This window comes from Rhodopseudomonas sp. G2_2311, assembly GCF_047501505.1.
In the GTDB taxonomy this organism is placed as follows: domain Bacteria; phylum Pseudomonadota; class Alphaproteobacteria; order Rhizobiales; family Xanthobacteraceae; genus Rhodopseudomonas; species Rhodopseudomonas palustris_H.
Genome location: NZ_JAZDRK010000007.1, coordinates 14,395 through 39,730 on the forward strand (window position 1 = coordinate 14,395; position 25,336 = coordinate 39,730).

At 66.1% G+C, this 25,336-nt stretch carries 23 protein-coding genes; 12 read left to right on the forward strand and 11 right to left on the reverse strand.

What is annotated here, in order from left to right:
• Window positions 1–449: 449 nt before the first annotated feature.
• The 5 genes from VRZ08_RS12030 to gatA form a co-directional block, all read right to left on the reverse strand.
• Window positions 450–587 carry a hypothetical protein gene (locus VRZ08_RS12030; protein ID WP_012496544.1) on the reverse strand — a complete coding sequence of 46 codons (138 nt, stop codon included), beginning with the start codon at window positions 585–587 and terminating at the stop codon, window positions 450–452.
• 523 nt (window positions 588–1,110) lie between these two features.
• Window positions 1,111–2,595 carry an Asp-tRNA(Asn)/Glu-tRNA(Gln) amidotransferase subunit GatB gene (gene gatB / locus VRZ08_RS12035; protein WP_107344965.1) on the reverse strand — a complete coding sequence of 495 codons (1,485 nt, stop codon included), beginning with the start codon at window positions 2,593–2,595 and terminating at the stop codon, window positions 1,111–1,113.
• 96 nt (window positions 2,596–2,691) lie between these two features.
• Window positions 2,692–4,074, reverse strand: a complete 1,383-nt coding sequence (locus tag VRZ08_RS12040) for a patatin-like phospholipase family protein (protein ID WP_414532673.1) — start codon at window positions 4,072–4,074, stop codon at window positions 2,692–2,694.
• Between the two features lie 139 nt (window positions 4,075–4,213).
• Entirely contained in the window at window positions 4,214–5,320 is a 1,107-nt protein-coding gene (locus VRZ08_RS12045) for a sensor histidine kinase (RefSeq protein ID WP_164638361.1), read from the reverse strand.
• A gap of 75 nt (window positions 5,321–5,395) precedes the next feature.
• Window positions 5,396–6,874, reverse strand: coding sequence for an Asp-tRNA(Asn)/Glu-tRNA(Gln) amidotransferase subunit GatA (gene gatA / locus VRZ08_RS12050; protein WP_414532674.1), 1,479 nt, complete (start codon window positions 6,872–6,874; stop codon window positions 5,396–5,398).
• Between the two features lie 179 nt (window positions 6,875–7,053).
• On the opposite strand from gatA, the gene VRZ08_RS12055 reads away from it, so the two are divergent.
• Both VRZ08_RS12055 and VRZ08_RS12060 read left to right on the forward strand, forming a co-directional pair.
• Window positions 7,054–7,269 (forward strand): BrnT family toxin, encoded by a 216-nt coding sequence (locus VRZ08_RS12055; protein WP_414532675.1) that lies wholly within the window; start codon window positions 7,054–7,056, stop codon window positions 7,267–7,269.
• A gap of 18 nt (window positions 7,270–7,287) precedes the next feature.
• A complete protein-coding gene (locus tag VRZ08_RS12060) occupies window positions 7,288–7,572 on the forward strand; it encodes a BrnA antitoxin family protein (RefSeq protein WP_414532676.1) in 285 nt (94 codons plus the stop codon).
• A 3-nt stretch (window positions 7,573–7,575) separates the two neighbouring features.
• Here VRZ08_RS12060 and VRZ08_RS12065 read toward each other — a convergent pair whose 3' ends face one another.
• From VRZ08_RS12065 to VRZ08_RS12075, 3 genes are all read right to left on the reverse strand, one after another.
• Window positions 7,576–7,782 carry a hypothetical protein gene (locus VRZ08_RS12065; protein WP_414532677.1) on the reverse strand — a complete coding sequence of 69 codons (207 nt, stop codon included), beginning with the start codon at window positions 7,780–7,782 and terminating at the stop codon, window positions 7,576–7,578.
• 11 nt (window positions 7,783–7,793) lie between these two features.
• The gene (gene gatC, locus VRZ08_RS12070; protein WP_119018185.1) at window positions 7,794–8,081 is read right to left on the reverse strand and encodes an Asp-tRNA(Asn)/Glu-tRNA(Gln) amidotransferase subunit GatC; all 288 of its coding nucleotides are present in this window, start codon (window positions 8,079–8,081) and stop codon (window positions 7,794–7,796) included.
• 89 nt (window positions 8,082–8,170) lie between these two features.
• Window positions 8,171–9,247, reverse strand: coding sequence for an NAD(P)H-dependent flavin oxidoreductase (locus tag VRZ08_RS12075; protein ID WP_414532678.1), 1,077 nt, complete (start codon window positions 9,245–9,247; stop codon window positions 8,171–8,173).
• A 159-nt stretch (window positions 9,248–9,406) separates the two neighbouring features.
• Between VRZ08_RS12075 and ruvX the strand changes: the two genes are divergently transcribed.
• Together ruvX and VRZ08_RS12085 are read left to right on the forward strand one after the other, a co-directional pair.
• Window positions 9,407–9,889, forward strand: a complete 483-nt coding sequence (ruvX, locus tag VRZ08_RS12080; RefSeq protein ID WP_414532679.1) for a Holliday junction resolvase RuvX — start codon at window positions 9,407–9,409, stop codon at window positions 9,887–9,889.
• 21 nt (window positions 9,890–9,910) lie between these two features.
• Complete coding sequence (locus VRZ08_RS12085) at window positions 9,911–10,297, forward strand: YchJ family protein (protein ID WP_414532680.1); 387 nt, start codon at window positions 9,911–9,913, stop codon at window positions 10,295–10,297.
• Window positions 10,298–10,416: 119 nt separating this feature from the next.
• Here VRZ08_RS12085 and VRZ08_RS12090 read toward each other — a convergent pair whose 3' ends face one another.
• On the reverse strand, window positions 10,417–12,066 hold the full coding sequence (locus VRZ08_RS12090) for an acyl-CoA dehydrogenase family protein (RefSeq protein ID WP_414532681.1): 1,650 nt from the start codon (window positions 12,064–12,066) through the stop codon (window positions 10,417–10,419).
• A 78-nt stretch (window positions 12,067–12,144) separates the two neighbouring features.
• A complete protein-coding gene (gene ipdC, locus VRZ08_RS12095) occupies window positions 12,145–13,776 on the reverse strand; it encodes an indolepyruvate/phenylpyruvate decarboxylase (protein WP_414532682.1) in 1,632 nt (543 codons plus the stop codon).
• Window positions 13,777–13,968: 192 nt separating this feature from the next.
• On the opposite strand from ipdC, the gene VRZ08_RS12100 reads away from it, so the two are divergent.
• The 4 genes from VRZ08_RS12100 to dprA all read left to right on the forward strand — a co-directional run bounded on the left by VRZ08_RS12100 (window position 13,969) and on the right by dprA (window position 18,273).
• A complete protein-coding gene (locus tag VRZ08_RS12100) occupies window positions 13,969–14,922 on the forward strand; it encodes an aspartate carbamoyltransferase catalytic subunit (protein ID WP_011158662.1) in 954 nt (317 codons plus the stop codon).
• Window positions 14,923–14,941: 19 nt separating this feature from the next.
• Entirely contained in the window at window positions 14,942–16,252 is a 1,311-nt protein-coding gene (locus tag VRZ08_RS12105; RefSeq protein ID WP_264073774.1) for a dihydroorotase, read from the forward strand.
• Window positions 16,253–16,395: 143 nt separating this feature from the next.
• Complete coding sequence (gene plsY, locus VRZ08_RS12110) at window positions 16,396–17,007, forward strand: glycerol-3-phosphate 1-O-acyltransferase PlsY (protein ID WP_408018396.1); 612 nt, start codon at window positions 16,396–16,398, stop codon at window positions 17,005–17,007.
• Window positions 17,008–17,136: 129 nt separating this feature from the next.
• Window positions 17,137–18,273, forward strand: coding sequence for a DNA-processing protein DprA (dprA, locus tag VRZ08_RS12115; protein WP_414532683.1), 1,137 nt, complete (start codon window positions 17,137–17,139; stop codon window positions 18,271–18,273).
• Between the two features lie 254 nt (window positions 18,274–18,527).
• Here dprA and VRZ08_RS12120 read toward each other — a convergent pair whose 3' ends face one another.
• Window positions 18,528–18,743: a hypothetical protein gene (locus VRZ08_RS12120; protein WP_107356051.1), complete on the reverse strand. Its 216-nt coding sequence runs from the start codon at window positions 18,741–18,743 to the stop codon at window positions 18,528–18,530.
• A gap of 246 nt (window positions 18,744–18,989) precedes the next feature.
• Here VRZ08_RS12120 and topA point away from each other — a divergent pair, with 246 nt between their 5' ends.
• The 4 genes from topA (at window position 18,990) to VRZ08_RS12140 (ending at window position 25,326) form a co-directional block, all read left to right on the forward strand.
• Window positions 18,990–21,725: a type I DNA topoisomerase gene (topA, locus tag VRZ08_RS12125; RefSeq protein ID WP_414532684.1), complete on the forward strand. Its 2,736-nt coding sequence runs from the start codon at window positions 18,990–18,992 to the stop codon at window positions 21,723–21,725.
• A gap of 2 nt (window positions 21,726–21,727) precedes the next feature.
• Entirely contained in the window at window positions 21,728–24,073 is a 2,346-nt protein-coding gene (gene rnr / locus VRZ08_RS12130) for a ribonuclease R (RefSeq protein WP_414532685.1), read from the forward strand.
• Window positions 24,073–24,501 (forward strand): DUF983 domain-containing protein, encoded by a 429-nt coding sequence (locus tag VRZ08_RS12135; protein ID WP_107344983.1) that lies wholly within the window; start codon window positions 24,073–24,075, stop codon window positions 24,499–24,501. Before rnr ends, VRZ08_RS12135 begins: the two co-directional genes overlap by 1 nt.
• A gap of 69 nt (window positions 24,502–24,570) precedes the next feature.
• Window positions 24,571–25,326, forward strand: a complete 756-nt coding sequence (locus VRZ08_RS12140; RefSeq protein WP_264052595.1) for an NUDIX hydrolase — start codon at window positions 24,571–24,573, stop codon at window positions 25,324–25,326.
• The last annotated feature ends 10 nt before the right edge of the window (window positions 25,327–25,336 follow it).

Sequence of the window (25,336 nt, forward strand, 5' to 3'; positions counted from 1 at the left end):
TTTACCCTCCGGTTTGGCGAACCGATAACCATCGCCGCAACCGCCTGGGGAAACGACATGTCCGGCCGCGGGCGCAGATGGCTGCCGCGGGCTGATCGAACTCGGTGGATGTGGAGGGATGGAACTGGATAAGCCGGCCCCTGCCGGCGCGGGGCGATGGGCCCCACAAACAACGAGGGCGTCGGCGAACACGTCAGGTTCAGATCTCACACGCGGCTCGCCGCCCATGAAACTGCGGACCTTGCGTCCGCACCGTTCGAAGAAAAACCGTTTCTTCTACCGGGCTCTTCGGCGGCTGGTGATCCCTGCCGCTATCGGATCCGGTCGTCTGACCTGATGTCTCGCCGACACCCTCTCGTCGACTAGGACCTCGCTCGTGTCGCGGTGCGAAGAGCCTGTCCAGTGACGCGGCCGGCAGTGATGCTGCCGGCACCCGCTCGAAAGCGAGCTTACTTCTTCTTGGCGGCCTTCTTGGCGACCTTCTTGGTGGTCTTCTTCGCGGTCTTCTTCACCGCGCTCTTCGCGGTCTTCGCCTTCTTCGGCGCCGCTTTCTTGGTCGCCGCCTTCTTCGCTGCTTTCTTGGCCATGTTGCCCTCCGATAAGTGAGATGGCTTGATTGCTGCTGCGTGCACTCGGGAATCGAGATGCACTAATTCCCGAATACACCAACGCTTTGAAAAAAACAGTGTCCCGCTTAAGGAAGAGTTGATGGGAGTTGTCCCTCGCGCACAGGCGGTCTTAGCGAACGAGGCGTCGGAAGATCGATCGCGCGAACCGAGTTATGTGCGAAAAACCTGCATCGGCACTTGTCAAGATCGCAGGAAACGCCTGTGCCGCAGCGATTTCATCAACTCACAAATCGAGCCAACTAACTACTTTGCAAAACCGGACCGAGCGCCGAGTCGGTCGCGCGAGGCCGTCTTCGGACTCTGAGTCGCAATCTTTGGCAACGAAAAAATTTTCAGGCGCGATGCCGCACCGGAGCGTCCAAACGCTCCGGCACAGGGGTTTTCTGCACGAGAAGATGCGGCTGATTCGCGAGCGCCACCGCCGTCGCGGGCGCACGAAACGTCGTCGCGGCGGTTCGCGCGCGACGACGAAGGTCGTTCGTCAGAGGCCGAGCTTGCGCTTCAGCAGGTCGTTGACCGCCTGCGGATTGGCCTTGCCGCCGGAAGATTTCATCACCTGGCCGACGAACCAGCCGAGCATCGCGGGCTTGGCGACGACTTGTGCCACCTTATCTGGATTGGCGGCGACGATATCGTCGACCACCTTCTCGATCGCCGACAGATCGGTGACTTGCTTCATGCCGCGCTGTTCCACCAGCGTGCGCGGATCACCGCCTTCGGTCCAGACGATCTCGAACAGCTCCTTGGCAATCTTGCCCGAGATGGTGCCCTCGCCGATCAGCTCGACGATCGCAGCGAGCTGTGCCGCCGACACCGGCGATGCATCGATCGACTGGCCGTCCTTGTTGAGACGGCCGAACAGCTCGTTGATCACCCAGTTGGCGGCAAGCTTGCCGTCGCGGTCCTGATCCTTCAACTGCGCCAGCACCGCCTCGTAGAACTCGGCGCTCTCGCGCTCGCTGACCAGCACGCCTGCGTCTTCGACCGAAAGGCCGAAGTCGCGGACGAACCGCTCCTTCTTGGCGTCCGGCAATTCCGGCAGGCCGGCCTTCAGATCGTCGACATAGGCCTGGGTGAATTCCAGCGGCAGCAAATCCGGATCGGGGAAGTAGCGATAGTCGTGCGCCTCTTCCTTCGACCGCATCGACCGGGTCTCGCCCTTGTTGGCGTCGAACAGACGGGTCTCCTGGTCGATCGTTCCGCCGTCTTCCAGAATGCCGATCTGGCGGCGCGCTTCGTATTCGATCGCCTGACCGATGAAGCGGATCGAGTTGACGTTCTTGATCTCGCAGCGGGTGCCGTAAGGCTCGCCGGGACGGCGCACCGAAACATTGACGTCGGCGCGCAGGCTGCCCTTCTCCATGTCGCCGTCGCAGGTGCCGAGATAGCGCAGGATCGTGCGCAGCTTCGACACGTAAGCCTTGGCCTGCTCGGACGAGCGGATGTCCGGCTTGGAGACGATCTCCATCAGCGCGACGCCGGAGCGGTTGAGATCGACGAATGTCGAAGTCGGATGCTGGTCGTGCAGCAGCTTGCCGGCGTCCTGTTCGAGATGCAGCCGCTCGATGCCGACGGTGATGCTGTCGCCGTCCGGCAGGTCGACCACCACCTCCCCCTCACCGACGATCGGCGATTTGTATTGGCTGATCTGGTAGCCCTGCGGCAGGTCCGGATAGAAATAGTTCTTCCGGTCGAACACCGAGCGCAGATGGATCTTGGCGTTCAGCCCGAGCCCGGAGCGGATCGCCTGGCGCACGCACTCCTCGTTGATCACCGGCAGCATGCCGGGCATCGCGGCGTCGACCAGCGACACGTGGGTGTTCTGATCGCCGCCGAACGCGGTGGCCGCGCCGGAGAACAGCTTGGCGTTGGAAGAGACCTGGGCGTGGATCTCCAGCCCGATCACGACTTCCCAATCGCCGGTGGCGCCCTTGATGAGCTTCGAAGGTTTGACAGGTGCGTTCATAAGCCGGTTTCTACTCCGCTCCGAGCGCGGAGAAAACCCCTGCAACCGGCGCAAGGCGCGCGCCAGCGCAGCCGAACGCCCGGCCGGCGAGGGTCTTTACAGGCTGGCCGCGAAGGCGCGGAAGACCGGGCTCTGCCGCAGCACGTCGCGCCCGGCGGAGATCAGCTCGTCGACCTGCTGCGGCGGCAGCACGAAGCGCGTGGCGATCCGCTCCAGCGCCGCAGCCCGCTGTGTCTCGAGTTGATCGAACGCCAGACGGCCGACGAAGAACCGCAGGTCGCGGCAGTCCCAGCCGGGGCCGGCACCGTAGCGCGCGCGGTCCGCTGCCGACAGGCTGCAGCGCCAGCGCACCAGTTTGTCGCGCCAATCTGAAATCGTGCGATCGAACGCCGTGTAGCTGGCGCCGACGCTGGCATCCATCGTGGTGTCGACCGCGGCCTTGATCAGCTCGACGCCGCTCGGACCTTCGACGGTGTCGACCCAGTTACCCGAGATGCCGGTCTTGGCGTCGACCACCAGCATCATCAGCCGGCGCAGCTTGACCGCCTGCTGCGGGGTCAGCGGACCGTACGGCGTCTCAGAGGACTCCCGCGCGATCGTCAGCGCCGAGACGCCGTAATTGTCGACCAACCCGCCGTCGAGCAGCTTGATGAAGGGTACCGCGCCCTCGCGATAACGCTGCACCGCCTTGGCGTAGGAGCTCAGCATCGGCGAGGAGTTACCCTCGGTCGCGGCGCGCCGGACCCAGCGCGGCAGCGGCGTGTTGCAGGCGCCCGGGAACGCCTGGACCACCGCCGGGGCAAATGCGAGCGGCACCGCCGCCGAGGCCGCGACCGCGTTCGACAGCGGATAGGCGTCGAGGTCGCTGCAAATGGCAGAGAACGACGTGCTGTTGAACACGAACGGCACGCGATTATAGATGTCGGAGGCGTTGATCCACACTGTCGGCCGGTCGCCGCCGCGCAGCTGCGCGAAGGTCGCGCCCTCGAACAGATGCGCGTCGAGCCAACGGGTGAAGCCGACGGAGTCGTTGATGCCGCCCGTGAACGCCTTGCCGATGGTGTTGAGCGACAGCGTGGTCTGGAGCTCCTCCTCCGCATTGCGCAGCAGGAAACGCTCGCGGAAGTCGCTGAGCGCGGTGCGCCCCTTCAGTCCGAAATAGGCGGCAGTCACCGATCCGCCGGAAACTCCTGAGACGAAGCCGACACGGTCGAGCATCGCCGAACGCGCACCATGCAGCGGCAGGCGCTCCATCTCCGACAACACGCCGAACGAGAATGCCGCCGCCCGGGTGCCGCCGCCCGAGAACGAAAGGCCGATGATGGCGTCTTCGCTGCGCGTACCGACGTCCGACGCAACCTTGTCGGAGACCACTCCTTCGAGCGGCACGTTGACCGGCGTGTTGTAAACCGAGGCGCAGCCGGCGAGCACGAGGCAGGCGGCGGCTGCGGATAGGAGACGATCTCTCCACGGCTTCATCGAGAGGACACCGGTTGAAGGGGCGGCAATGTTGCTGCCGCGGACCATCGGCTGCAAAGGTTCAGGTCCACTTAACGCTGCGGAACCGGGGGAAGCTGGCAGTCGGCTTGTGGCATAAGCAAGGCGGCGCGCTGTGCGATCAATTCGCGGCGGGCGACGACGGCGCATCGAAGCCGATGGTGAAGAACGCGCCCTGACCGCGAATGCTGCGCGCTTCAAAGCTGACGTTGCGGGCGTTCTCCTTCAGCGTCTGTAGGATCAGCGCACCAAGCTTACGCGGCGATGGCCAGCTCTGCCCCTCGGGAAGGCCGACGCCATCGTCCGACACGATGATCCTGACGCGACCCTGGTCTGTCTCGCAGATCACCTTGATCCGTCCGCCGTCGCGACCGACGAAGGCGTACTTCAATGCGTTGGTCAGCATCTCGTTGACCAGCAACCCGGCCGGCATCGCGATGTTCACCGACAGCGGGCAATAGCCAGCATTGACCTCGCAGTTGACGTCCGAGCTGGCGTTTGCGCGGATCACCGCGTTGGCGATGTCCGACAGATACTGGCCGAGGTCGATCTGCCCGCCATCGGCATGCGGGCTTTCGTCCGACAGCACCCGGTAGAGCGCGGTCAGCGCTTCGATCCGGCTGGCGAGCCGCGCCAGCGCCACGGTCTCGCCTTCCGCAGCCGACCGCGCTTCGAGGCGGACCAGCGCGGTGATCAGTTGCAGATTGTTCTTCACCCGATGCTGCAGCTCGCGCATCAGGGTATCGCGTTCACGGATCTGGACTTCGAACCGCTCGATCTGCGCCCGCTCGCGGCTGCCGACGTCGACCAGCGCAACGATCCGATAGCTCTCGACGCCGTCGTCGCTCTCGATCACCGCCGCATAGGCCTGAACGATCAGCAGCCGATCGGACGGCGCAACTTTCCGGAACACGCCGAGGAAATCTTCGCCATCGCGGATCGCGGCACCGAGCAGGCGGCCGCTGTCATCCTGGTCGGCGAAGCCATCGAGGGACGACCAGCCCTGGCCACAGGCATCCGGCTTTGACAGCGAGGTCAGCGCCTCGAACGCCTGGTTGATATAGACCACCTGCTGGTCCGCGCCGCAGCCGCGCGACACGGCGATCGCCACCGGGACATTGTCCAGCAGATGCTTGTAGCGGTCGCTCTCGATCGCCGCGGCCAGCTTTGGCGATCCGAGGATCTGATCGACACCTTGCGGTGGACCTTGGACGTCGTCAGCGCTCATGCAACACCCTGCCCCGGCCAAGAATGGCCAACGGCGCCAGCAAACGCAACGTCAAACCCGCGCGGACGATCGGACTCAAGCCCACCACTTGGCCGGCGTGAACCGGCCGGCGGACTGCTCGATCACCTCGCCGAGCGAGAACAAGGTGTCCTCGTCGAACGGCCGGCCGATCAGCTGCAGCCCGAGCGGCAGACCTTGCGAGTCGCTGCCCGCCGGAACGGCAATGCCCGGCAGGCCGGCCATGTTCACCGTCACGGTGAAGATGTCGTTCAGATACATCTCGACCGGATCAGCGCCGCCCTTCTCGCCGATGCCGAAGGCAGCCGACGGCGTCGCCGGAGTCAGGATCGCTGAGACGCCCTGATCGAAGCACTGTTCGAAGTCGCGCTTGATCAGCGTGCGCACCTTCTGGGCGCGCAGATAGTACGCGTCGTAATAGCCGGCCGACAGCACGTAGGTGCCGATCATGATGCGGCGCTTGACCTCGGCGCCGAAGCCGGCAGCGCGGGTGTTCTCGTACATCTCGATGATGTTGCGGCCATTGACGCGCGCGCCGTAGCGGACGCCGTCATAGCGCGCGAGGTTCGACGAGGCCTCCGCCGGCGCCACGATATAATAGGCCGGTAGCGCGTATTTGGTGTGCGGCAGCGACACTTCGACCAGCTCGGCGCCCGCGGCCTTCAGCCACTCGGCACCCTGGCTCCACAGTTTCTCGATCTCGGCCGGCATGCCGTCGAGCCGATACTCCTTCGGGATGCCGATCTTCATGCCCTTCACCGAGCCGCCGACCGCGGCCTCGTAATTGGGCACCGGCCGATCGACCGAGGTGGTGTCCTTCGGATCATGGCCGGCCATCGAACGCAGCAGGATCGCGCTGTCGCGCACCGTGCGGGCGATCGGGCCGGCCTGGTCCAGCGAGGACGCGAACGCGACGATACCCCAGCGCGAGCAGCGGCCATAGGTCGGCTTGATGCCGACCGTGCCGGTGAACGCCGCCGGCTGCCGGATCGAGCCGCCGGTGTCGGTCGCGGTGGCGCCGAGGCACAGGCCCGCCGCAACAGCGGCCGCCGAGCCGCCGGACGAACCACCCGGCACCAGTTTGGCATCGGAGCCGGCACGGCGCCACGGATTGATCACGGGGCCGAAGCACGAGGTCTCGTTCGAGGAGCCCATCGCGAACTCGTCGTTGTTGAGCTTGCCGAGCAGCACCGCGCCGTCACGCCACAGCTGCGTCGTCACCGTCGACTCGTAGGTCGGCTTGAAGTCGTCGAGGATCTTGGAACACGCGGTGGTGCGTTCGCCCTTGGTGGCGAACAGATCCTTGATGCCAAGCGGGAGGCCCGCCAGCGGCCCGCCCTCGCCCTTGGCGATCTGCGCGTCCGCGGCCTTCGCCATCTGCCGCGCCTGGTCCGGCGTCTCCAGCACATAGGCATTGAGCACGCGCGCGGCTTCGATCGCCGCGAGGTGGGCATCGGTCAGCTCGACCGCGGTGAAGGACTTGTTTGCGAGGCCATCGCGGGCCTCGGCCAGCGTCAGCGAAGTCAGGTCGGTCATGGTTCAGGGCACGCCTGGATAAAAGCCGGCGACAGGCCGGTCACGGGCGCCGCGGATCGTGCGGCTCTGTTGCTGCGCTGGCTAGCACAGCGCCTCCGGGAAATGAAGCGATTGCACCGATTTGCCCGCCAGTTACAGTCGGACCATTGACGGCAAGATTATTGTAGTTACATAATTCAATGGCGATCACGTTTGATCCGGCAAAGCGGGATTGGACCCGGCGGCATCGCGGTCTCGATTTCGCCGCGGACGCTGCAACGGCTTTTGCCGGGCGTATCGTGACGAAGCTCGACGACCGATTTGACTATGGCGAGAGCCGTTACATCACGGCCGGATATGTCGGTTCGCGCATGGTCGTATTGTCTGGACGCCTCGCAACGGCGGTCGTCATGTGATTTCGATGAGGTACTGTCATGCCAAGGAAGAAGTCCGCTGGGCCGCGCTCTTTCGGCGAACCTCTGACTGACGATCCAGACGATGCCCCGAAACTGCTCGACGAGTTTTTCCGGACCGGTGAGATCCGCGTCGACGGCAAGGTCGTCCGCCGCGGACGTCCACCGCTCGGGACACAACCGAAAAGCTCTGTGACGCTGCGGCTGGACGCCGACGTCCTGGACGCTTATCGCGCCCTGGGCCGCGGCTGGCAGTCGCAGATCAACGCTGACCTGCGCCGGGTGCGGAAGCTGAAGAAGGCCTGAGGCCTACTTATTGACCGGGCTGCAGAAGAACGGCGACAGCGTCTTGTCGTTTTCGGGCGCGCCGCGGCGGGCCTTGTCGGCGGCCTGCAACTGGTCGAGCACCGCATCCATCGCCTTATCGGCGTCGACGACCTTGCCCTGCCGGCCCATCGCGTCGAGGTAGTCCAGATAGGCCTGGTAGGCCTTCTCGTCGTCGCACAGCAGGCACATCGGCGCGTCCTTTATTCGACCACCTTCGGCACCAGGAAGAAGTGATCCTCAGTCGACGGTGCATTCGCCACCACCTGATCGGCGATTTCGCCGTCGTTGACCACGTCGGCGCGCTTCTTCATCTGCATCGGCGTCACCGAGGTCATCGGCTCGACGCCATCGACGTCGACCTCGGAGAGCTGCTCGACAAAGGCCAGCATCGCATTGAGCTCGCCCTGCAGATGCGGCACCTCGTCGTCGGTCACGGCGATCCGCGCCAGATGCGCGATGCGGCGGACAGTGGAGGCGTCAACCGACATAATATAGGGCCTTTTTGCGAGATATCGACCTGCGCCGTATAGCAGAGCCGGGTTTCGCGTCGCAACCTCGGTGCGCCGACCGTCCTGCCTCAGCCGGCGAGCTGGCTGAGCCGCGCCAGCGCCGCGCCGGCCAGCGCGCGGGTGAGTTCGGCCGCCGGCATGTCGCGGCCGAGCCGAACCGCCTGCCCCGCCCACAGATTGGTGAAGTCGGTTTGCCCCTGCTTCTCCGCCGCCGCCTTCAGCGGGCCGAGGGCAGAGGCCGCGTGCGGGAACGCCGGCGCGTCCGGCGACACCGGCCCGACCTCGCGCATCAGGCGATTGGCGACGCCGCGGGCCGGCCGCCCGGTCATCACATTGGTGATCACGGTCGCTTCGTCGGTGCCCTGCGCGAGCTGGGCCCGCACCAGCGCGCTGGTCCGGGATTCCGGGCAGCGCAGATACGCGGTGCCGATCTGCACGCCGGCCGCGCCGAGCGCGAACGCCGCCGCGATGCCGCGACCGTCGGCGATACCGCCCGCCGCGATCACCGGCACCCGCACCGCATCGACCACCTGCGGCAGCAGCGCGAACAATCCCGGCTGCTGCGCAATGTCGTCGGTCATGAACATGCCGCGATGGCCGCCGGCCTCAGCGCCCTGCACGATGACCGCGTCGACGCCGTGCTCTTCCAGCCAGATCGCCTCGCGCACGATCGTCGCCGATGCGATCACCTTGGCACCGGTCGCCTTGACGCGGTCGAGTAGTGCAGCCTCAGGCAGACCGAAATGGAAGCTGACGACTTCGGGCTTCAGCTCCTCGACCAGCGCACACATCGCCGCATCGAACGGCGCCCGGCTCGCCGCCGGCGCCGGCATCGCCGGATCGAGCCCGAGCTCGTTGAAGTACGGCGTCAATCGCTTGCGCCAGACTTGCTCGCGCGCCGCATCCGGCGTCACCGCCTGATGGCAGAAGAAGTTCAGATTGATCGGCGCCGAAATCTGTTGCCGAAAAATCCCGACCTGCTCGCGCGCTTTATCCGGCGACAGCATCGCGCACGGCAGCGAGGCCAGCGCACCGCTGCGGGCCGCGGCGATAGCGAGTTCCGCATCCATCGCGCCCGCCATCGGGGCGAGCAGAATCGGACATTCGATAGCGAACAGGTCGAGGAGACGGCGATCCGGCCACATGATCAGGCTCTCGCGATTGTAGGGGGAAGCGGCGCAGCCTCGTTGCCCGCCGAGGCCCCTTTTACACGCCGCCTCGTGGCTCCGCTATGGCGCCTCAAGCCCCGCACGACGGACCAATGGATGTTTTGGCAAGTCGACCGCGCGTGCTATGCGGGCGTCATGCCTGCCCTGATCCTTCCTCTGATCGAAGCCGCCGCGCATTGGCCGGCCCGCGGTGGCCTGCTCGGCCTCGACCTCGGCACCAAGACAATCGGCGTCGCCGCGTCCGATCCGGACCGCAAGCTCGCCACCGGCGTCGAGACCATCGCCCGCAAGGCGTTCACCGCGGATGCCGCCCGGCTGCTGGCGCTGGCGGCCGAACGCACCGCCTGCGGCTTCGTGCTCGGCCTGCCGCTCAACATGGACGGCAGCGAGGGCCCGCGCGCCCAGTCGACCCGTGCCTTCGCCCGCAATCTCGCCCGGCTCACCGAACTGCCGATCGGGCTCTGGGACGAGCGGCTGTCGACCGCCGCGGTCGAGCGCGAGCTGATCGCCAACGATGTCAGCCGGGCGAAACGGGCCAAGGTCATTGACGAGCACGCGGCGATCTTCATCCTGCAGGGTGCGCTCGACCGGCTCGCGGCGCTGCGCCGTGCCGAGTGAGCCGGCAACAGGATCGATGCGATGAATTGCGTGTGCGGCTCGGGAAAGACCTACGGCGACTGCTGCGGCCCCCTGCTCGCCCGCACCCGGCCCGCGACCTCGCCGGAAGCGCTGATGCGGTCGCGCTACGCGGCCTACGCGCTGAAGGATTTCGACTACATCGTCGAGACCACCGATCCGGAACGACGCGATCTGTTCGATCACGACGTCAACCGCGCCTGGATGGAAGAGTCCGACTTTCTCGAACTGCGGGTGCTCGGCAGCAGCGAGAAAGGCAGCCGCGGCACCGTCGAGTTCGTCGCCCGCTTCCGCCGCGGCGGCGGCCCCGAGCAGAGCCATCACGAACGCTCGCAATTCCGTAAAGCCCGCGGCCGCTGGTACTTCTCGGAAGGCGAAGCGGTCGGCTGAATGAGCGTCTAACTCCCGTCATCGCGAGGAGCGAAGCGACGAAGCGATCCAGCAACTCAGTGTACGAAGCCTCTGGATTGCTTCGCTTCGCTCGCAATGACGGAGTTGATGTCCCCGCCTCACATCTCCGGCAGCACGCGTCCCAACAGTCCCTTGGCAATCTCGGTCGGAATGTCGGCGGCGCCGTACAGCGTTGCCGGCTCCGGCACCAAACGAGTCCGCGCGAACAGTTCAGCATGCGGCGGGTGGATTTCGTTGAGCGCGGCAGCCGCAGCAAGCTTCGCCAGCATCTCGACCGCGAGCCGCGCGGTGCGCTCGTTGTCGACCTGCAGCAGCGCGCGGGCGATCAGGCCGGCGGCGGCCGGTCCGCCGGTGAGCGCCGACGTATCTTGGATCAGCGCCTGCAACACCTCGGTGCCGGCATCGCTCTCACGCGACATCGCCCGCAGCACGTCGAGGCACATCACGTTGCCCGAGCCTTCCCAGATCGCATTGACCGGCGCCTCGCGATAGTGCCGCGCCAAGATGCCGTCCTCGACATAGCCATTGCCGCCCAGGCATTCCATCGCTTCATACACGAACGGCGGCGCCGACTTGCAGATCCAGTATTTCACCGCCGGTGTCAGCAGCCGCATATAGGCGGCTTCGAGCGGATCGTTCGGTGCCTCGTCGAACGCGCGGCACAGCCGCATCACCAGCGCCACCGAGGCCTCGACCTGCAGCGCCATGTCGGCGAGCACCGATACCATCAGCGAGTGGTCGGCAAGACGCTTCTGAAACACGGTGCGATGCCGGGTGTGATGCAGCGCATGAGCGAGCGACGACCGCATCAGGCCGGCGGACGCAATCGCGCAATCCTGCCGCGTCAGCTGCACCATCTGGATGATGGTGCGGATACCACGGCCGAGCTCGCCCACCGGCAGCGCGTAGGCGCCGGTGAACTCGACCTCGGACGATGCGTTGGAGCGGTTGCCGAGCTTGTCCTTCAGCCGCTGAAAACGGATCTCGTTGACCGACCCGTCGGGCTGAAACCGCGGCATGAAGAAGCAGCTCAGTCCCTCGTCGGCCTGCGCCAGCACCAGGAAAGCATCGCACATCGGCGCCGACATGAACCATTTGTGGCCGACGATGCGGTAGGCGTCGCCATCCCGGAACGCGCGCGTCGCATTGGTGCGCACATCCGTGCCGCCCTGCTTCTCGGTCATGCCCATGCCGATGCTCATGCCGCCTTTGGCAGTCCATGGTGCAAAGCTGGAATCGTACTGACGGGTGCCGAGCACCGGCATCACCTGAGCCAGCAGGTCCGGCTGCGAACCGAGCGCCGCGACCGACGCCCGTGTCATCGTCACAGGACAGAGGTGGCCGGTCTCGACCTGAGCGGCCATGTAGAACTTCGCGGCACGCACCACTTCCGACGCATTACCGGCGGGCTTGCCGTGTGCGTCCCAGGTCGAGTTGTGCAGGCCGGCTTTGAAGCTCTCCGCCATCAGCTCGTGATAGGACGGATGAAATTCGACCTGATCGCGGCGCACGCCCTTGGCGTCGAAGGTCTTCAGCTTCGGGGTGTATTCGTTGGCGAGACGGCCGCGTTCGGCCATCTCGGTGGTGCCCCAGGTCTTGCCGAAGGCTTCGAGCTCGATATGAGCGTTAGCCCCCTGATTGAAAGTGACCGCCTCGAGCAGCGGCCGGTCGGCGCCCAACAGGTCGAGGTCCGGAAGCGGCGGCGACTGGTTGAACACCTCGTGGGTGGCGAAGGAAGGCTGCGTCATGGCGGTCCTGGAACGATGCGGATTCGCGCGCATGTTACGCAGAAAACCGCCCCGAGGACACGGCGGATCGCCGTGCCCTCACTTCATTCGTTCACGCGCCGCCTTGAAGCCGGTGACGAACCGCGCCAGCGTATGGGAGGTCGCGCCGCGCGGCAGCATCACTTCGATCAGTGAGAACACCCCGCGCCGCTCGACCGCGCGCTGCAGCGCCGCGGCAAGTTCGGCGCGGGTCATGACCCGCTCGCCGAAGCCGCCGATCGAATGGGCGATATCGGCAAAGTGCCAGTCGTCGAGGTCGTTGAACTTCGATTCCGGTTGGAACACCCGCAGCATTTCCCAGCTGCAATTGTTGAACAGCACCACGATGGGATCGAGGCCGTAGCGCTTGCAATTGCCAAGCTCCCAGCCCGTCATCTGGAACGCACCGTCGCCGACCAGCACCAGCGGCCGCAGGCCGGTCGCGGCAACGCCGATACCAGCCGGCACGCCGAACCCCATGCCCGCGTAGTATCCCGGGGCCGCCAGCGCGGTGTTGTCGATCTCCATCGCGGTGAACAGGCAATCGCCGATATCGGCGGTCATCGGCATCTTGCCGTGGCGGTCGAACAGATCGTTGATCGCGGTGGCGATGTCCGACGGCGCGATCGGCGATGCGTCGAGGGTCAGCCCGCGCGGATAGGACATCCCCTTCCCGACATTGCGCGGCCGCGGCGGATGCTGCGAGGCGTGGGCGTCAAGACCGGCGATCAGGTCAGCTAGCGGCAGATCGCGATAGACGTGGTGGCCGATCTGCACCTCGCGTCCGGTCGCCAGCACGGTGCGGCGCGGATCGGTCATATTCGAGGACAACGCGAAATTGGTGTCCGACAGGATGACGCCGAACATCAGCACCAGGTCGGCGCTCTCGACCAGGGTCGACAAGTCCGGATCGCCGGCGGCGCCGAGATAGGTGCCGGCCACGACGTCGTCGGCCCCCTCCAGCAGGCCGCGGCCCATGAATGTCGTCACCACCGGGAGGCCGAGCTTGCGTGCCAGCGCGGCGACTTGCAGCTCGACGCCGTAGCGGCGGATTTCGACGTCCACCACCATCACCGGCGAGTTCGCCTTGGCGATCCGATCCAGGATTTCTTGCGCGCACTCGTCCCGCGCTCCGGCGTCAGCCTCGCGCCGCGGCAGCTTCGGCACCGGGTCGACCTTGGCGTCGACCATGTCGCGCGGAAATTCGATGTACACCGGCAGCGACAATTCGAGTGCGCTCCGCAGTACCCGCGCGATCTCGGCCGGTGCGGTCGCCGGATCGCTCAGTACGGCCTGATCGCAGGTGACTTCCTTGAATACCGCAAGTTGGGAATCGACGGTGCGGACCTGATGATGCAACAGATAGCCGCTGGTGCGTTCGCGCGCGCCGGGCGCACCGGCGATCACCACCACCGGCGAGCGCTCCGCATAGGCGCCCGCGATCGAATTGACGAGATTGAACGCGCCAGCCCCATAGGTCACCACCGCGACGCCGATGCTGCCGCGATAGCGCGACGCCGCATCGGCCGCGAAGCCGACCGCCGGCTCGTGGCTCATGGTGAAATACGGCAGCGTGCCGCTTTCCTCGATCACCTTGAAAAACGGCAGCACGAAATCGCCGGGGATGCCGAAGATGTCCCGGGCACCGTGATCCTTGAGGGCGTCGAGCAGCGCGGTCGCAAGCGTCGGCATGGGAGCTCCTGACTGGGCACGGAAAGCGCCGGACCGCTTTACCAGAGCTCCCGACTTTCGACCAACCGCACGCTCGTGTGACACGCTGCAAGGCCGAAATGCCGGCTGTTGCACAACGCCGGGGGATTATTCCGCGCCGCGCCCCGTTGGCGCTTGCCCGGCTTTCCAACTCTCCCTATAGCTCTTGCTTTAATGACCCCCGCCCCAAAATCGACTTTCGTCCTCGGTCACCGGCATCTGCTGGGAATCGAAGGGCTTTCCGCCGCCGACATTTCCGGCCTGCTCGACCTCTCCGAGGAATATGTCGAGCTCAACCGGCAGGTCGACAAAAAGCGCACCAGTTTGCGCGGCCGCACCCAGGTCAATCTGTTCTTCGAGGCCTCGACCCGGACGCAGTCGTCGTTCGAAATCGCCGGCAAGCGCCTCGGCGCCGACGTGATGAACATGAGCGTGTCATCATCGTCGATGCGCAAGGGCGAGACCCTGATGGACACCGCGGTGACGCTGAACGCGATGCACCCGGACATCCTGGTGGTCCGGCATCACGCCTCCGGCGCCGTGGAACTGCTGGCCCGCAAGGTCGACGGCTCGGTGATCAACGCCGGCGACGGCGCCCATGAGCATCCGACCCAGGCGCTGCTCGACGCGCTGACGATCCGCCGCAACAAGGGCAGGCTCGAAGGGCTGGTGGTGGCGATCTGCGGTGACGTGATGCATTCGCGCGTCGCGCGCTCCAACATTCTGCTGCTGAACACGATGGGCGCCCGCGTCCGCGTCGTTGCGCCTTCCACGCTGCTGCCGGCCGGCATCGAACGGATGGGCGTCGAGGTCGCGCGCGACATGCGCGAAGGGCTCGACGGCGCCGATATCGTGATGATGCTGCGGCTACAGCGCGAGCGCATGAACGGCTCGTTCGTGCCCTCCTCGGCCGAGTACTTCAACTATTTCGGGCTCGACCAGAAGAAGCTGTCCTACGCCAAGCCGGACGCGCTGGTGATGCACCCGGGCCCGATGAACCGCGGCGTCGAGATCGACTCGATCGTCGCCGACGGCGCCCAGTCGGTGATCCGCGAACAAGTTGAAATGGGCGTGGCGGTGCGTATGGCGGTGCTCGAAGCACTCGCCCGCAACCTGCCGAACGCCTGATGCCGGAACGGGAAACAACATGCTGACCGATCGCCGCCCGATCCTGCTCGCCAACGCACGCCTGATCGACCCCTCACGCGACTTCGACGGCATCGGCGACGTGCTGATCGCCGACGGCGTGATCCGCGATGCCCGCCGCGGCATCGGTGCTGCCGGCGTCCCTGAAGGCACCGACATCATCAATTGCGCCGGCATGGTGGTCGCGCCCGGTCTGGTCGACATGCGCGCCTTCGTCGGCGAACCCGGCGCCAGCCACCGCGAGACCTTCGCATCCGCCAGCCAGGCCGCGGCCGCCGGCGGCATCACCACCATCGTCTGCCAGCCGAACACCAACCCGGTGATCGACAATTCGGCGACGGTCGACTTCGTGATGCGCCGCGCCCGCGACACCGCGATCGTCAACATCCATCCGATGGCGGCGGTCACCAAGGGTCTCGCCGGCGCGGAGATGACCGAGATCGGTCTGTTGAAGGCCGCCGGCGCGGTGGCGTTCAGCGACGGCGATCTCAGCATCACCAACGCGCAGGTGATGCGCCGCGCGCTGACCTACGCGCGCGATTTCGATGCGCTGATCGTGCATCACACCGAGGACCCCGACCTGGTCGGCGAAGGCGTGATGAACGAGGGTGAGTTTGCCACCCGGCTCGGCCTCGCCGGCATCCCCAACGCCGCCGAGACGGTGATGCTCGAGCGCGACATTCGCCTGGTGATGCTGACCGGCGGCCGCTACCACGCTGCGTCGCTGAGCTGCATCGAGTCCCTGGAGATCCTGCAGCGCGCCCGCGACCTTGGCCTGCCGGTGTCGGCATCGGTTTCGATCAACCACGTCGCGCTGAACGAGAACGACATCGGGCCGTATCGCACCTTCCTCAAGCTGGCGCCGCCGCTGCGCACCGAAGCCGACCGCAAGGCGCTGATCGCGGCGATCGCCTCCGGGCTGATCGACGTGGTGATGTCGGACCACAATCCGCAGGACGTCGAGGTCAAGCGGCTGCCGTTCGCCGAGGCCGCCGCCGGCGCGATCGGGCTGGAGACGATGCTGCCGGCCGGGTTGCGGCTGGTGCATGCCGGCGAACTGGACTTCCTGAGCCTGATCCGCGCGATGTCGACCCGCCCGGCCGAACTGCTCGGCCTGCCCGGCGGCACGCTGCGCTCCGGTGCGCCCGCAGACCTGATCGTGATCGATCCCGACGTGCCGTGGCTGGTCGATCCGGACGAACTGAAATCGAAGTGCAAGAATACGCCGTTCGACGAAGCGCGGTTCTCCGGCCGGGTGACCCGCACCATCGTCGGCGGCCGCACCGTCTATGAGCATGTCGGCGCGCATTGATGTGCCGCGGATTGAATGAAATCATTTCTCTTCGTCATTGCGAGCGAAGCGAAGCAATCCAGAGTCACACATACGGACTGGATTGCTTCGTCGGCTTCGCCTCCTCGCAATGACGAACGCGACTGATTGAGGAGACGACCACGATGATGATCGGGATCTACATCGCCGCGCTGGTGATTGGTTATCTGTTCGGCTCGATCCCGTTCGGCCTGATCCTCACCAAGATCGCCGGTACCCAGGATCTGCGCTCGATCGGCTCCGGCAATATCGGCGCCACTAACGTGCTGAGAACCGGCCGCAAGGGCCTCGCCGCCGCGACCCTGCTGCTCGATGCGTTGAAGGGCACCGCCGCCGTCATCCTGGCCGCCTATCTCGCCTCCGGCACCGATGCGATCGCCGCCAACGCCGCGATGCTGGCGGCGCTCGGCGCCTTCCTCGGCCATCTGTTTCCGGTGTGGCTGAAGTTCAAAGGCGGCAAGGGCGTCGCCGTCTATATCGGCGTGCTGATCGGACTGTTCTGGCCTGCCGCGATCGTGTTCTGCCTGATGTGGCTGGCGACGGCCTTCACCTCGCGCTACTCATCGCTGTCCGCGCTGGTGGCGAGCTTCGTCACCCCGATCTTCCTGTGGTGGTTCGGCCACGACGCCCTCGCCTCGCTGTTCGCCGTGCTGACGCTGCTGCTGTTCTGGATGCACCGCGAAAACATCATGCGGCTGCAGGCCGGCACCGAGAGCAAGATCGGGCAGAAGAAGTAAGCGTCGCTGTTGTTCCGAAGGCGCCCGATCGCGCTGAGCGGGCGCGATCAGATAATACCTCCAGCCGCTCCGTCGTCGACCTTGCCCACACGCTAAAGTTGCGCAACACTTCCGCTCGCGGGGGCGAATGTGGGTGAGCGTAGCAGCGATCAGGGGACGACCGTCCTCAGCGAAGCGCAGCGGGTGGATTGGCTGCGGCTGATCCGGGCCGACAACGTGGGCCCTCGCACCTTCCGCTCGCTGATCAATCACTTCGGCTCCGCCCGCGCGGCGCTGGAGCGACTTCCTGAGCTCGCAAGGCGCGGTGGCGCCGCCCGCGCGGGCCGGATTCCATCCGAGGACGAGGCACGGCGCGAGATTGAGGCAGGAAGACGGATCGGCGTCGAGCTGGTCGCGCCGGGCGAGCCCGGCTATCCGCCCCGCCTCACCACGATCGACGACGCCCCGCCCCTGCTCGGCGTTCATGCCCTACCCGAAGCACACGCCGTGATGGTGCAGCCGATGATCGCGATCGTCGGCTCGCGCAATGCCTCCGGCGCCGGCCTGAAATTCGCGAGCCAGCTTGCCGCCGATCTCGGCGCGGCCGGCTTCGTGGTGATCTCCGGGCTGGCGCGCGGCATCGATCAGGCGGCACATCGGGCGAGCCTGGCCAGCGGCACTGTTGCGGTGCTGGCTGGCGGCCACGATAAGATCTATCCGGCCGAGCACGAGGATCTGCTCCTGGACATCATCCAGGCACGCGGCGCGGCGATCTCCGAGATGCCGCTCGGCCACGTCCCGCGCGGCAAGGATTTTCCCCGCCGCAACCGGCTGATTTCCGGCGCGGCCGTCGGCGTCGCGGTGATCGAAGCGGCCTATCGCTCCGGCTCGCTGATCACCGCGCGGCGCGCCGCCGATCAGGGCCGCGAGGTGTTTGCCGTGCCGGGCTCGCCGCTCGATCCGCGCGCCGCCGGCACCAACGACCTGATCAAGCAAGGCGCGACGCTGATCACCTCGGCCGCCGACATCGTCGCGGCCGTCGCATCGATCCTGGAGCGGCCGCTGGAGACGCCCGGCCGCGAGCCGGAGCACGCTCCGCCCACCGGCGAGCCCGACGCCGGCGACCGCGCCCGCATCCTGTCGCTGCTCGGCCCGAGCCCGGTCGGGATCGACGACCTGATCCGATTGAGCGGCATCCCGCCCGCGGTGGTGCGGACGGTGCTGCTCGAACTCGAACTCGCCGGAAGGCTCGAACGCCACGGCGGCTCACTGGTGTCGCTGAGCTGAGGGAAGCACCTTCCAAAAAAGCCAACGGCCCGAAGCGTGAGCCTCGAGCCATTGTCCAGGAGCGGACGTACATCCGGCCCGCCCCGACAGTTCGAATCGTGAACTGGTTCGGTTAATTAGACGTAAACTGCAACCGCCTCGTGACAGCGTCTGCGCTAGCCGATGCTGTGCTGCGAAACGGCTCCACAGAACCTCACCTAAGAAATGAACCAGACTGAAGACCCCCGCTTGATCAGTATGATCGGGGAACTTGTTCATTCGGCGCTGGAATTGCGCCGCCGGCGAACGATCTCCCGGGCCTCCATCCGCGCCATGTCGAGCAGGTAACAGAGAGTGTCGAGGCGATGCGCCTGGGCGACCTGAATCAGTTGACCTGTCGCTTCCGACAGGTATTGGGCTGCTTCCACGGGGCCGCCGTCGCCGGGACGGGTGTAACGGGAGCTCTTCTTGCTGTCGGACGGCGGTGACATCGGGGCACCATTCCTGGCGGAATCGATCCACCCCAAATTGGATGGATGAAGAGCGATATACACGTATAGGTTGTGCATCTCTAGGTTTATGTTTTGTGAATTTCAGGCCCAGGTAGCCGGAATATGTGGCCGCCTGCCCGAGCGGCGATTTGACAGCGCCCCTGTCACCACCCATGTTCCGGGCAATCCGGCCGGCGCGAGTCTCGCAGACCGGCCTTTTTCTCTTCATCTGATGCTTGGAATGCGATGAACCTCGTCATTGTCGAGTCGCCCGCGAAGGCCAAGACGATCAACAAATATCTCGGCTCGTCCTACGAGGTTCTGGCCTCGTTCGGGCACGTGCGCGACTTGCCGGCGAAGAACGGATCGGTCGATCCGGACGCCGACTTCCAGATGATCTGGGAAGTCGACCCGAAAGCTGCGAGCCGGCTCAACGACATCGCCAAAGCTCTGAAGAGTGCGGACAAGCTGATCCTCGCCACCGACCCTGATCGCGAGGGTGAGGCGATCTCCTGGCACGTGCTGGAGGTGATGAAGCAGAAGCGTGCGCTGAAGGACCAACAGGTCGAGCGCGTCGTGTTCAACGCCATCACCAAGCAGTCGGTCACCGACGCGATGAAGCATCCGCGCCAGATCGACGGTGCGCTGGTCGACGCCTATATGGCGCGCCGAGCGCTCGACTATCTGGTCGGCTTTACTCTTTCTCCGGTGCTGTGGCGCAAGCTGCCCGGCGCGCGGTCCGCCGGCCGCGTGCAGTCGGTGGCGCTGCGCCTGGTGTGCGACCGCGAGACGGAAATCGAGAAGTTCGTTCCCCGCGAGTACTGGTCGCTGATCGCCACCCTGGCGACGCCGCGTGGCGATACCTTCGAGGCTCGTCTGGTCGGAGCCGACGGCAAGAAGATCCAGCGGCTCGACATCGGCACCGGCGCCGAGGCCGAGGATTTCAAAAAGGCGATCGAGGCAGCGAATTTCCGCGTCGCCACCGTCGAAGCCAAGCCGGCGCGCCGCAACCCCTACGCGCCGTTCACCACCTCGACGCTGCAGCAGGAAGCCAGCCGCAAGCTCGGCTTCGCGCCGGCCCACACCATGCGGGTGGCGCAGCGGCTGTACGAAGGCGTCGATATCGGCGGCGAGACCGTCGGACTCATTACTTATATGCGTACCGACGGTGTGCAGATCGATCCGTCCGCCATCACCCAGGCGCGCAAGGTGATCGCCGAGGATTTCGGCAGCGCCTATGTGCCGGAAGCGCCCCGCCAATACACCGCCAAGGCCAAGAACGCACAGGAAGCCCACGAAGCGATCCGCCCGACCGACCTGTCGCGCCGACCGTCCGACGTCAGCCGCAACCTCGATTCCGACCAGGCCCGGCTGTACGAGCTGATCTGGATCCGCACCGTCGCCAGCCAGATGGAATCCGCCGAGCTGGAGCGCACCACCGTCGATATCGAGGCGAAAGCCGGGGCGCGCGTGCTGGAGCTGCGCGCCACCGGTCAGGTGGTGAAGTTCGACGGCTTCCTCGCCGCCTACCAGGAAGGCCGCGACGACGATTCCGAGGACGAGGATTCCCGCCGCCTCCCCGCGATGACCGAGAACGAGGCGCTGAAGCGCGAGGCCCTCGCCGTCACGCAGCATTTCACCGAGCCGCCGCCGCGGTTTTCCGAAGCCTCGCTGGTGAAGCGGATGGAAGAGCTCGGCATCGGCCGGCCTTCGACCTACGCCTCCATTCTGCAGGTGCTGAAGGATCGCGGCTACGTCCGGCTGGAAAAGAAGCGGCTGCACGGCGAGGACAAGGGCCGCGTCGTGGTCGCGTTCCTGGAGAGCTTCTTCACCCGCTACGTCGAATACGACTTCACCGCCGGGCTCGAAGAAGACCTCGATCGCATCTCCAATAACGAAGTGTCCTGGAAACAGGTGCTGAGCGACTTCTGGCGCGACTTCATCGGCGCGGTCGACGAGATCAAGGACCTGCGCGTCGCCCAGGTGCTCGACGTGCTCGACGAGATGCTCGGCCCGCACATCTATCCGGCGCGCGAGGACGGCGGAGACCCGCGGCAGTGCCCGAGCTGCGGTACCGGCAAGCTCAATCTGAAAGCCGGCAAGTTTGGCGCCTTCGTCGGCTGCTCGAACTATCCGGAATGCCGCTACACCCGGCCGCTGGCTTCCGACAGCGCGGGCGATGCCGATCGCGTGCTCGGCACCGATCCCGACAGCGGCCTCGAGGTCGCGGTGAAGTCCGGCCGGTTCGGCCCCTACATCCAGCTCGGCGAGGCCAAGGATTACGGCGAAGGCGAAAAGCCGAAGCGGGCCGGCATTCCGAAGGGCACCTCGCCGTCCGATGTCGATCTCGAAATGGCACTCAGGCTGCTGGCGCTGCCGCGCGAAGTCGGCAAGCATCCGGAGACCGGGCAGCCGATCAAGGCCGGCATCGGCCGGTTCGGCCCCTATGTCCAGCACGAGAAGACCTATGCCAGCCTCGAAGCCGGCGACGACGTGCACACCATCGGTCTCAACCGCGCGGTGACGCTGATTGCCGAGAAGGTCGCCAAGGGCCCGAGCAAGGGCCGCTTCGGTTCTGATCCCGGCAAGGCGCTGGGCGACCATCCGAGCCTCGGCGCGGTCGCGGTGAAGAAGGGCCGCTACGGTGCTTACGTCACCGCCGGCGGCGTCAACGCCACGATTCCGAACGACAAGACCGAAGACACCATCACCCTGCCCGAAGCGATCGCGCTGCTCGACGAGCGCGCCGCCAAGGGCGGCGGCAAGGCCAAGAAGGCGCCGGCCAAGAAAGCCGCTGCCAAGAAGGCGGATGCCGACGGTGAAGCCAAGCCGGCGAAAAAGGCGGCTGCCAAAAAGGCCAAGCCGAAAGCTGAAGGCGCCGCCGCCAGCAAGGCGCGCGCACCGGTCGCCGCAAAGACAGCAGCGAAGAAGGCCGCCAAGCCTAAAGACGCGGCGAAGAGCAGCGCCGCCAAGAACGGATAGATGTGAGCAAGCCGCGCGACGCGAAGTTTCCGGACAAGGCCACTCTCCTCGCCTTCATCCGTGCCCACCCCGGCAAGGTCGGGACCCGGGAGATCGCGCGCGAATACGGCCTGAAGAATGCCGATCGCGCCGAGCTGAAGCGGATGCTGCGCGAGCTTGCCGACGGCGGGAGCATCCGCAAGAGCGGCCGCCGCAAGGTGTCGGAGCCCGCCACGCTGCCGCCGACCCTGCTCGCCGATATCGTCTCGCGCGACGCCGACGGCGAACTGATCGCCACGCCGTCCGAATGGGACGAGCAGGACGGCGACGCGCCAAAGATCCGCATCCACACGCCGCGCCGGATCAAGCCCGGCACCGCAGCGGGCGTTGGTGATCGCGCTCTGTTGCATGTCGAGACCGCCGATCCGCGCGAGGCCGGCCCCGCTTATGTCGGCCGTGTCATCCGTGTCCTCGAGCGCGGCAAGGCCCGTATCCTCGGTATCTTCCGCGCGCTGCCGCAGGGCGGCGGCCGGATGGTGCCCGTCGACAAGAAGCAGGCCGGGCGCGAACTCAACATCGCGGCGCACGATGCCGGCGGCGCGCAGGATGGCGATCTCGTCAGCGTCGACCTGATCCGCACCCGCGGTTATGGCCTCGCCTCCGGCCGGGTCAAGGAACGGCTCGGCTCGCTCGCCAGCGAAAAGGCGATCAGCCTGATCGCGATCCACACCCACGATATCCCGCAGGAATTCTCAACCTCCGCGATCCGCGAGTCCGAAGCCGCAGAGCCGGCGACGCTAAAGGGCCGCGAAGACTGGCGCGACCTCCCTCTGGTGACGATTGATCCGCCGGACGCCAAGGATCACGACGACGCCGTCCACGCCGCGCCTGATCCGGATCCGAACAATAAAGGCGGCGTCATCCTGCATGTCGCGATCGCCGACGTCGCTTACTACGTGCGCCCCGGCTCGGCACTCGACCGCGACGCTCTGCGCCGCGGCAATTCGGTGTACTTTCCCGACCGCGTCGTGCCGATGCTGCCGGAGCGGATCTCCAACGACCTGTGTTCGCTCAAGCCGGGCGAAGCGCGCGGCGCCCTCGCCGTCCGCATGGTGATCGACGCGCAGGGGCGCAAGCGCTCGCATTCGTTCCACCGCGTGCTGATGCGCTCGGCGGCGAAGCTGAGCTACGCGCAGGCCCAGGCCGCGATCGACGGCAAGCCCGACGACATCACCGGCCCGCTGCTCGAGACCATCCTGAAGCCGTTGTACGAAGCCTATGCGGTGGTGAAGCGCGGTCGCGACGAGCGCGATCCGCTCGACCTCGATCTGCCCGAGCGCAAGATCATCCTGAAGCCGGACGGCACCGTCGACCGCGTCATCGTGCCGGAGCGGCTCGATGCGCACCGGCTGATCGAAGAGTTCATGATCCTCGCCAACGTCGCAGCCGCCGAGATGCTGGAGAAGAAGGCGCTGCCGCTGATCTACCGGGTTCACGATGAGCCCAGCGTCGAGAAGGTCCACAACCTCGTCGACTTCCTGAAGACGCTCGATCTGTCGTTCGCCAAAGGCGGCACGCTGCGGCCGGCGCAATTCAACCGCATCCTGGCGATGGTCAAAGGCGAGGACTCCGAGCCGCTGGTCAATGAAGTCGTGCTGCGATCCCAGGCGCAAGCCGAATACAGCTCCGAGAACTACGGCCATTTCGGCCTGAACCTGCGGCGCTACGCGCATTTCACCTCGCCGATCCGACGCTACGCCGACCTCGTGGTGCATCGCGCTCTGATCCGCGCGCTCGATCTCGGCGACGGCGCGCTGCCGCCGAGCGAGACGGTCGAGACGCTGGCGGAAGTCGCCGCGCAGATCTCGCTCACCGAGCGGCGCGCGATGAAGGCCGAGCGTGAGACCGTCGACCGCCTGATCGCGCATCATCTCGCTGACCGGATCGGGGCGACGTTCCAGGGCCGCGTCTCCGGCGTCACCAAGGCCGGCCTGTTCGTCAAGCTGAGCGACACCGGCGCTGACGGTCTGATCCCGATCCGCTCGCTCGGCGACGAGTATTACAACTACGACGAAACCCGCCACGCGCTCATCGGCTCGCGCAGCGGGGCCATGCACCGGCTGGGGGATGTGGTCGACGTCAAGCTGGTGGAAGCTGCACCGGTGGCCGGCGCGCTGCGGTTCGAACTGGTGAGCAACGCCAGCGTCGAATTCACGCACCGCAAGACTGCACGCAAGACCAAGGGGAAGAGCAAGGCCAAGCTGAAAACCGAGAGCGGCAAGACGGCGCGCGCCAAGCCCGGACGGGTGAAGCCCCGAAAAGCCGCCAAGCCGAAACAAAAAACCAAGTCCGGGAGAGGAAAACGCTGATGAGCACGCTGACCCGCGAGCCGATCGTCTGGCCTCCGCAATCCGCCCCGTCGCAGCAGCGCAACGTCTGGCAGGCGATGTGGCGTGGCTTCCGCGGCCGCTGCCCGAACTGCGGCGAAGGCCGGATGTTTCGAGCGTTCCTCAAGACCGCTGACAGCTGCACTCAGTGCGGCCAGGACTTCACCGGCCACCGCGCCGACGACCTTCCCGCCTATCTTGTAATCGTCATCGTCGGCCACATCGTGGTGCCGATCGCGCTATCGATCGAGACGCATTACGCACCGCCGGTGGAATTGCAGCTGGCGATCTACCTGCCTTTCACCCTGCTGGCTTCGCTGCTATTGCTGCAGCCGGTCAAAGGCGCCGTGGTCGGATTGCAATGGGCATTCCGGATGCACGGATTCGACGAGACCAACCCGGACCACTGACGACGCGTTTCCCACGCGGCGGCACAACGACGAACAACAACACCAACAAGAAACGACAACGGGAGCGATATGACCGAATCCGCGACACAGACCGAGCCGAAGGTCGAGCAGGATCATCAGGAAGCCAGCCACCACCCCTATTTTCGCCCCAAGGACGCCGCGACGCTGATCCTGGTGGACCGCAGCGGCTCGACGCCGAAGGTGCTGGTCGGCAAGCGCCATGACAACGTCGTGTTCATGCCCGGCAAGTTCGTGTTTCCCGGCGGCCGCGTCGACAAGAGCGACGTCCGCGTCCCGGTCGCGGCGCCGATCCCGCCGGAGCTGGAAGCCAATCTGCTGAAGGGCAGCCCGAAAACCACGCCGTCCCGCGCCCGCGCGCTGGCGATCGCGGCGATCCGCGAGGCCTGCGAAGAGACCGGGCTGTGCCTCGGCTGCAAGACCGACACCAAGGCGAAGCTCGACGGTCCGTGGCAGCCGTTCGCCGAAGCCGGCCTGCTGCCGGATCCGTCCGGCCTATTCCTGATCGCGCGCGCGATTACTCCGCCCGGCCGCATCAAGAGGTTCGACACCCGTTTCTTCACTGCGGATGCTTCGGCGATCGCGCACCGCGTCGAGGGCGTGGTGCACGCGGACGCCGAGCTGGTCGAGTTGGTGTGGGTCGAGCTCGGCTCCAAGCCACTCGCCGATCTGCATCCGATGACCAAGAACGTGCTCGGCGAACTCGATCGCCGGCTGGCCACCGGTCCGCTGCGCCACGACGCCGCGCTGCCGTTCTTCCACTTCTACGGCGGCAAGATGCAGAAGGACATGCTGCCGGGCGGTTGAGCGCCCGGCC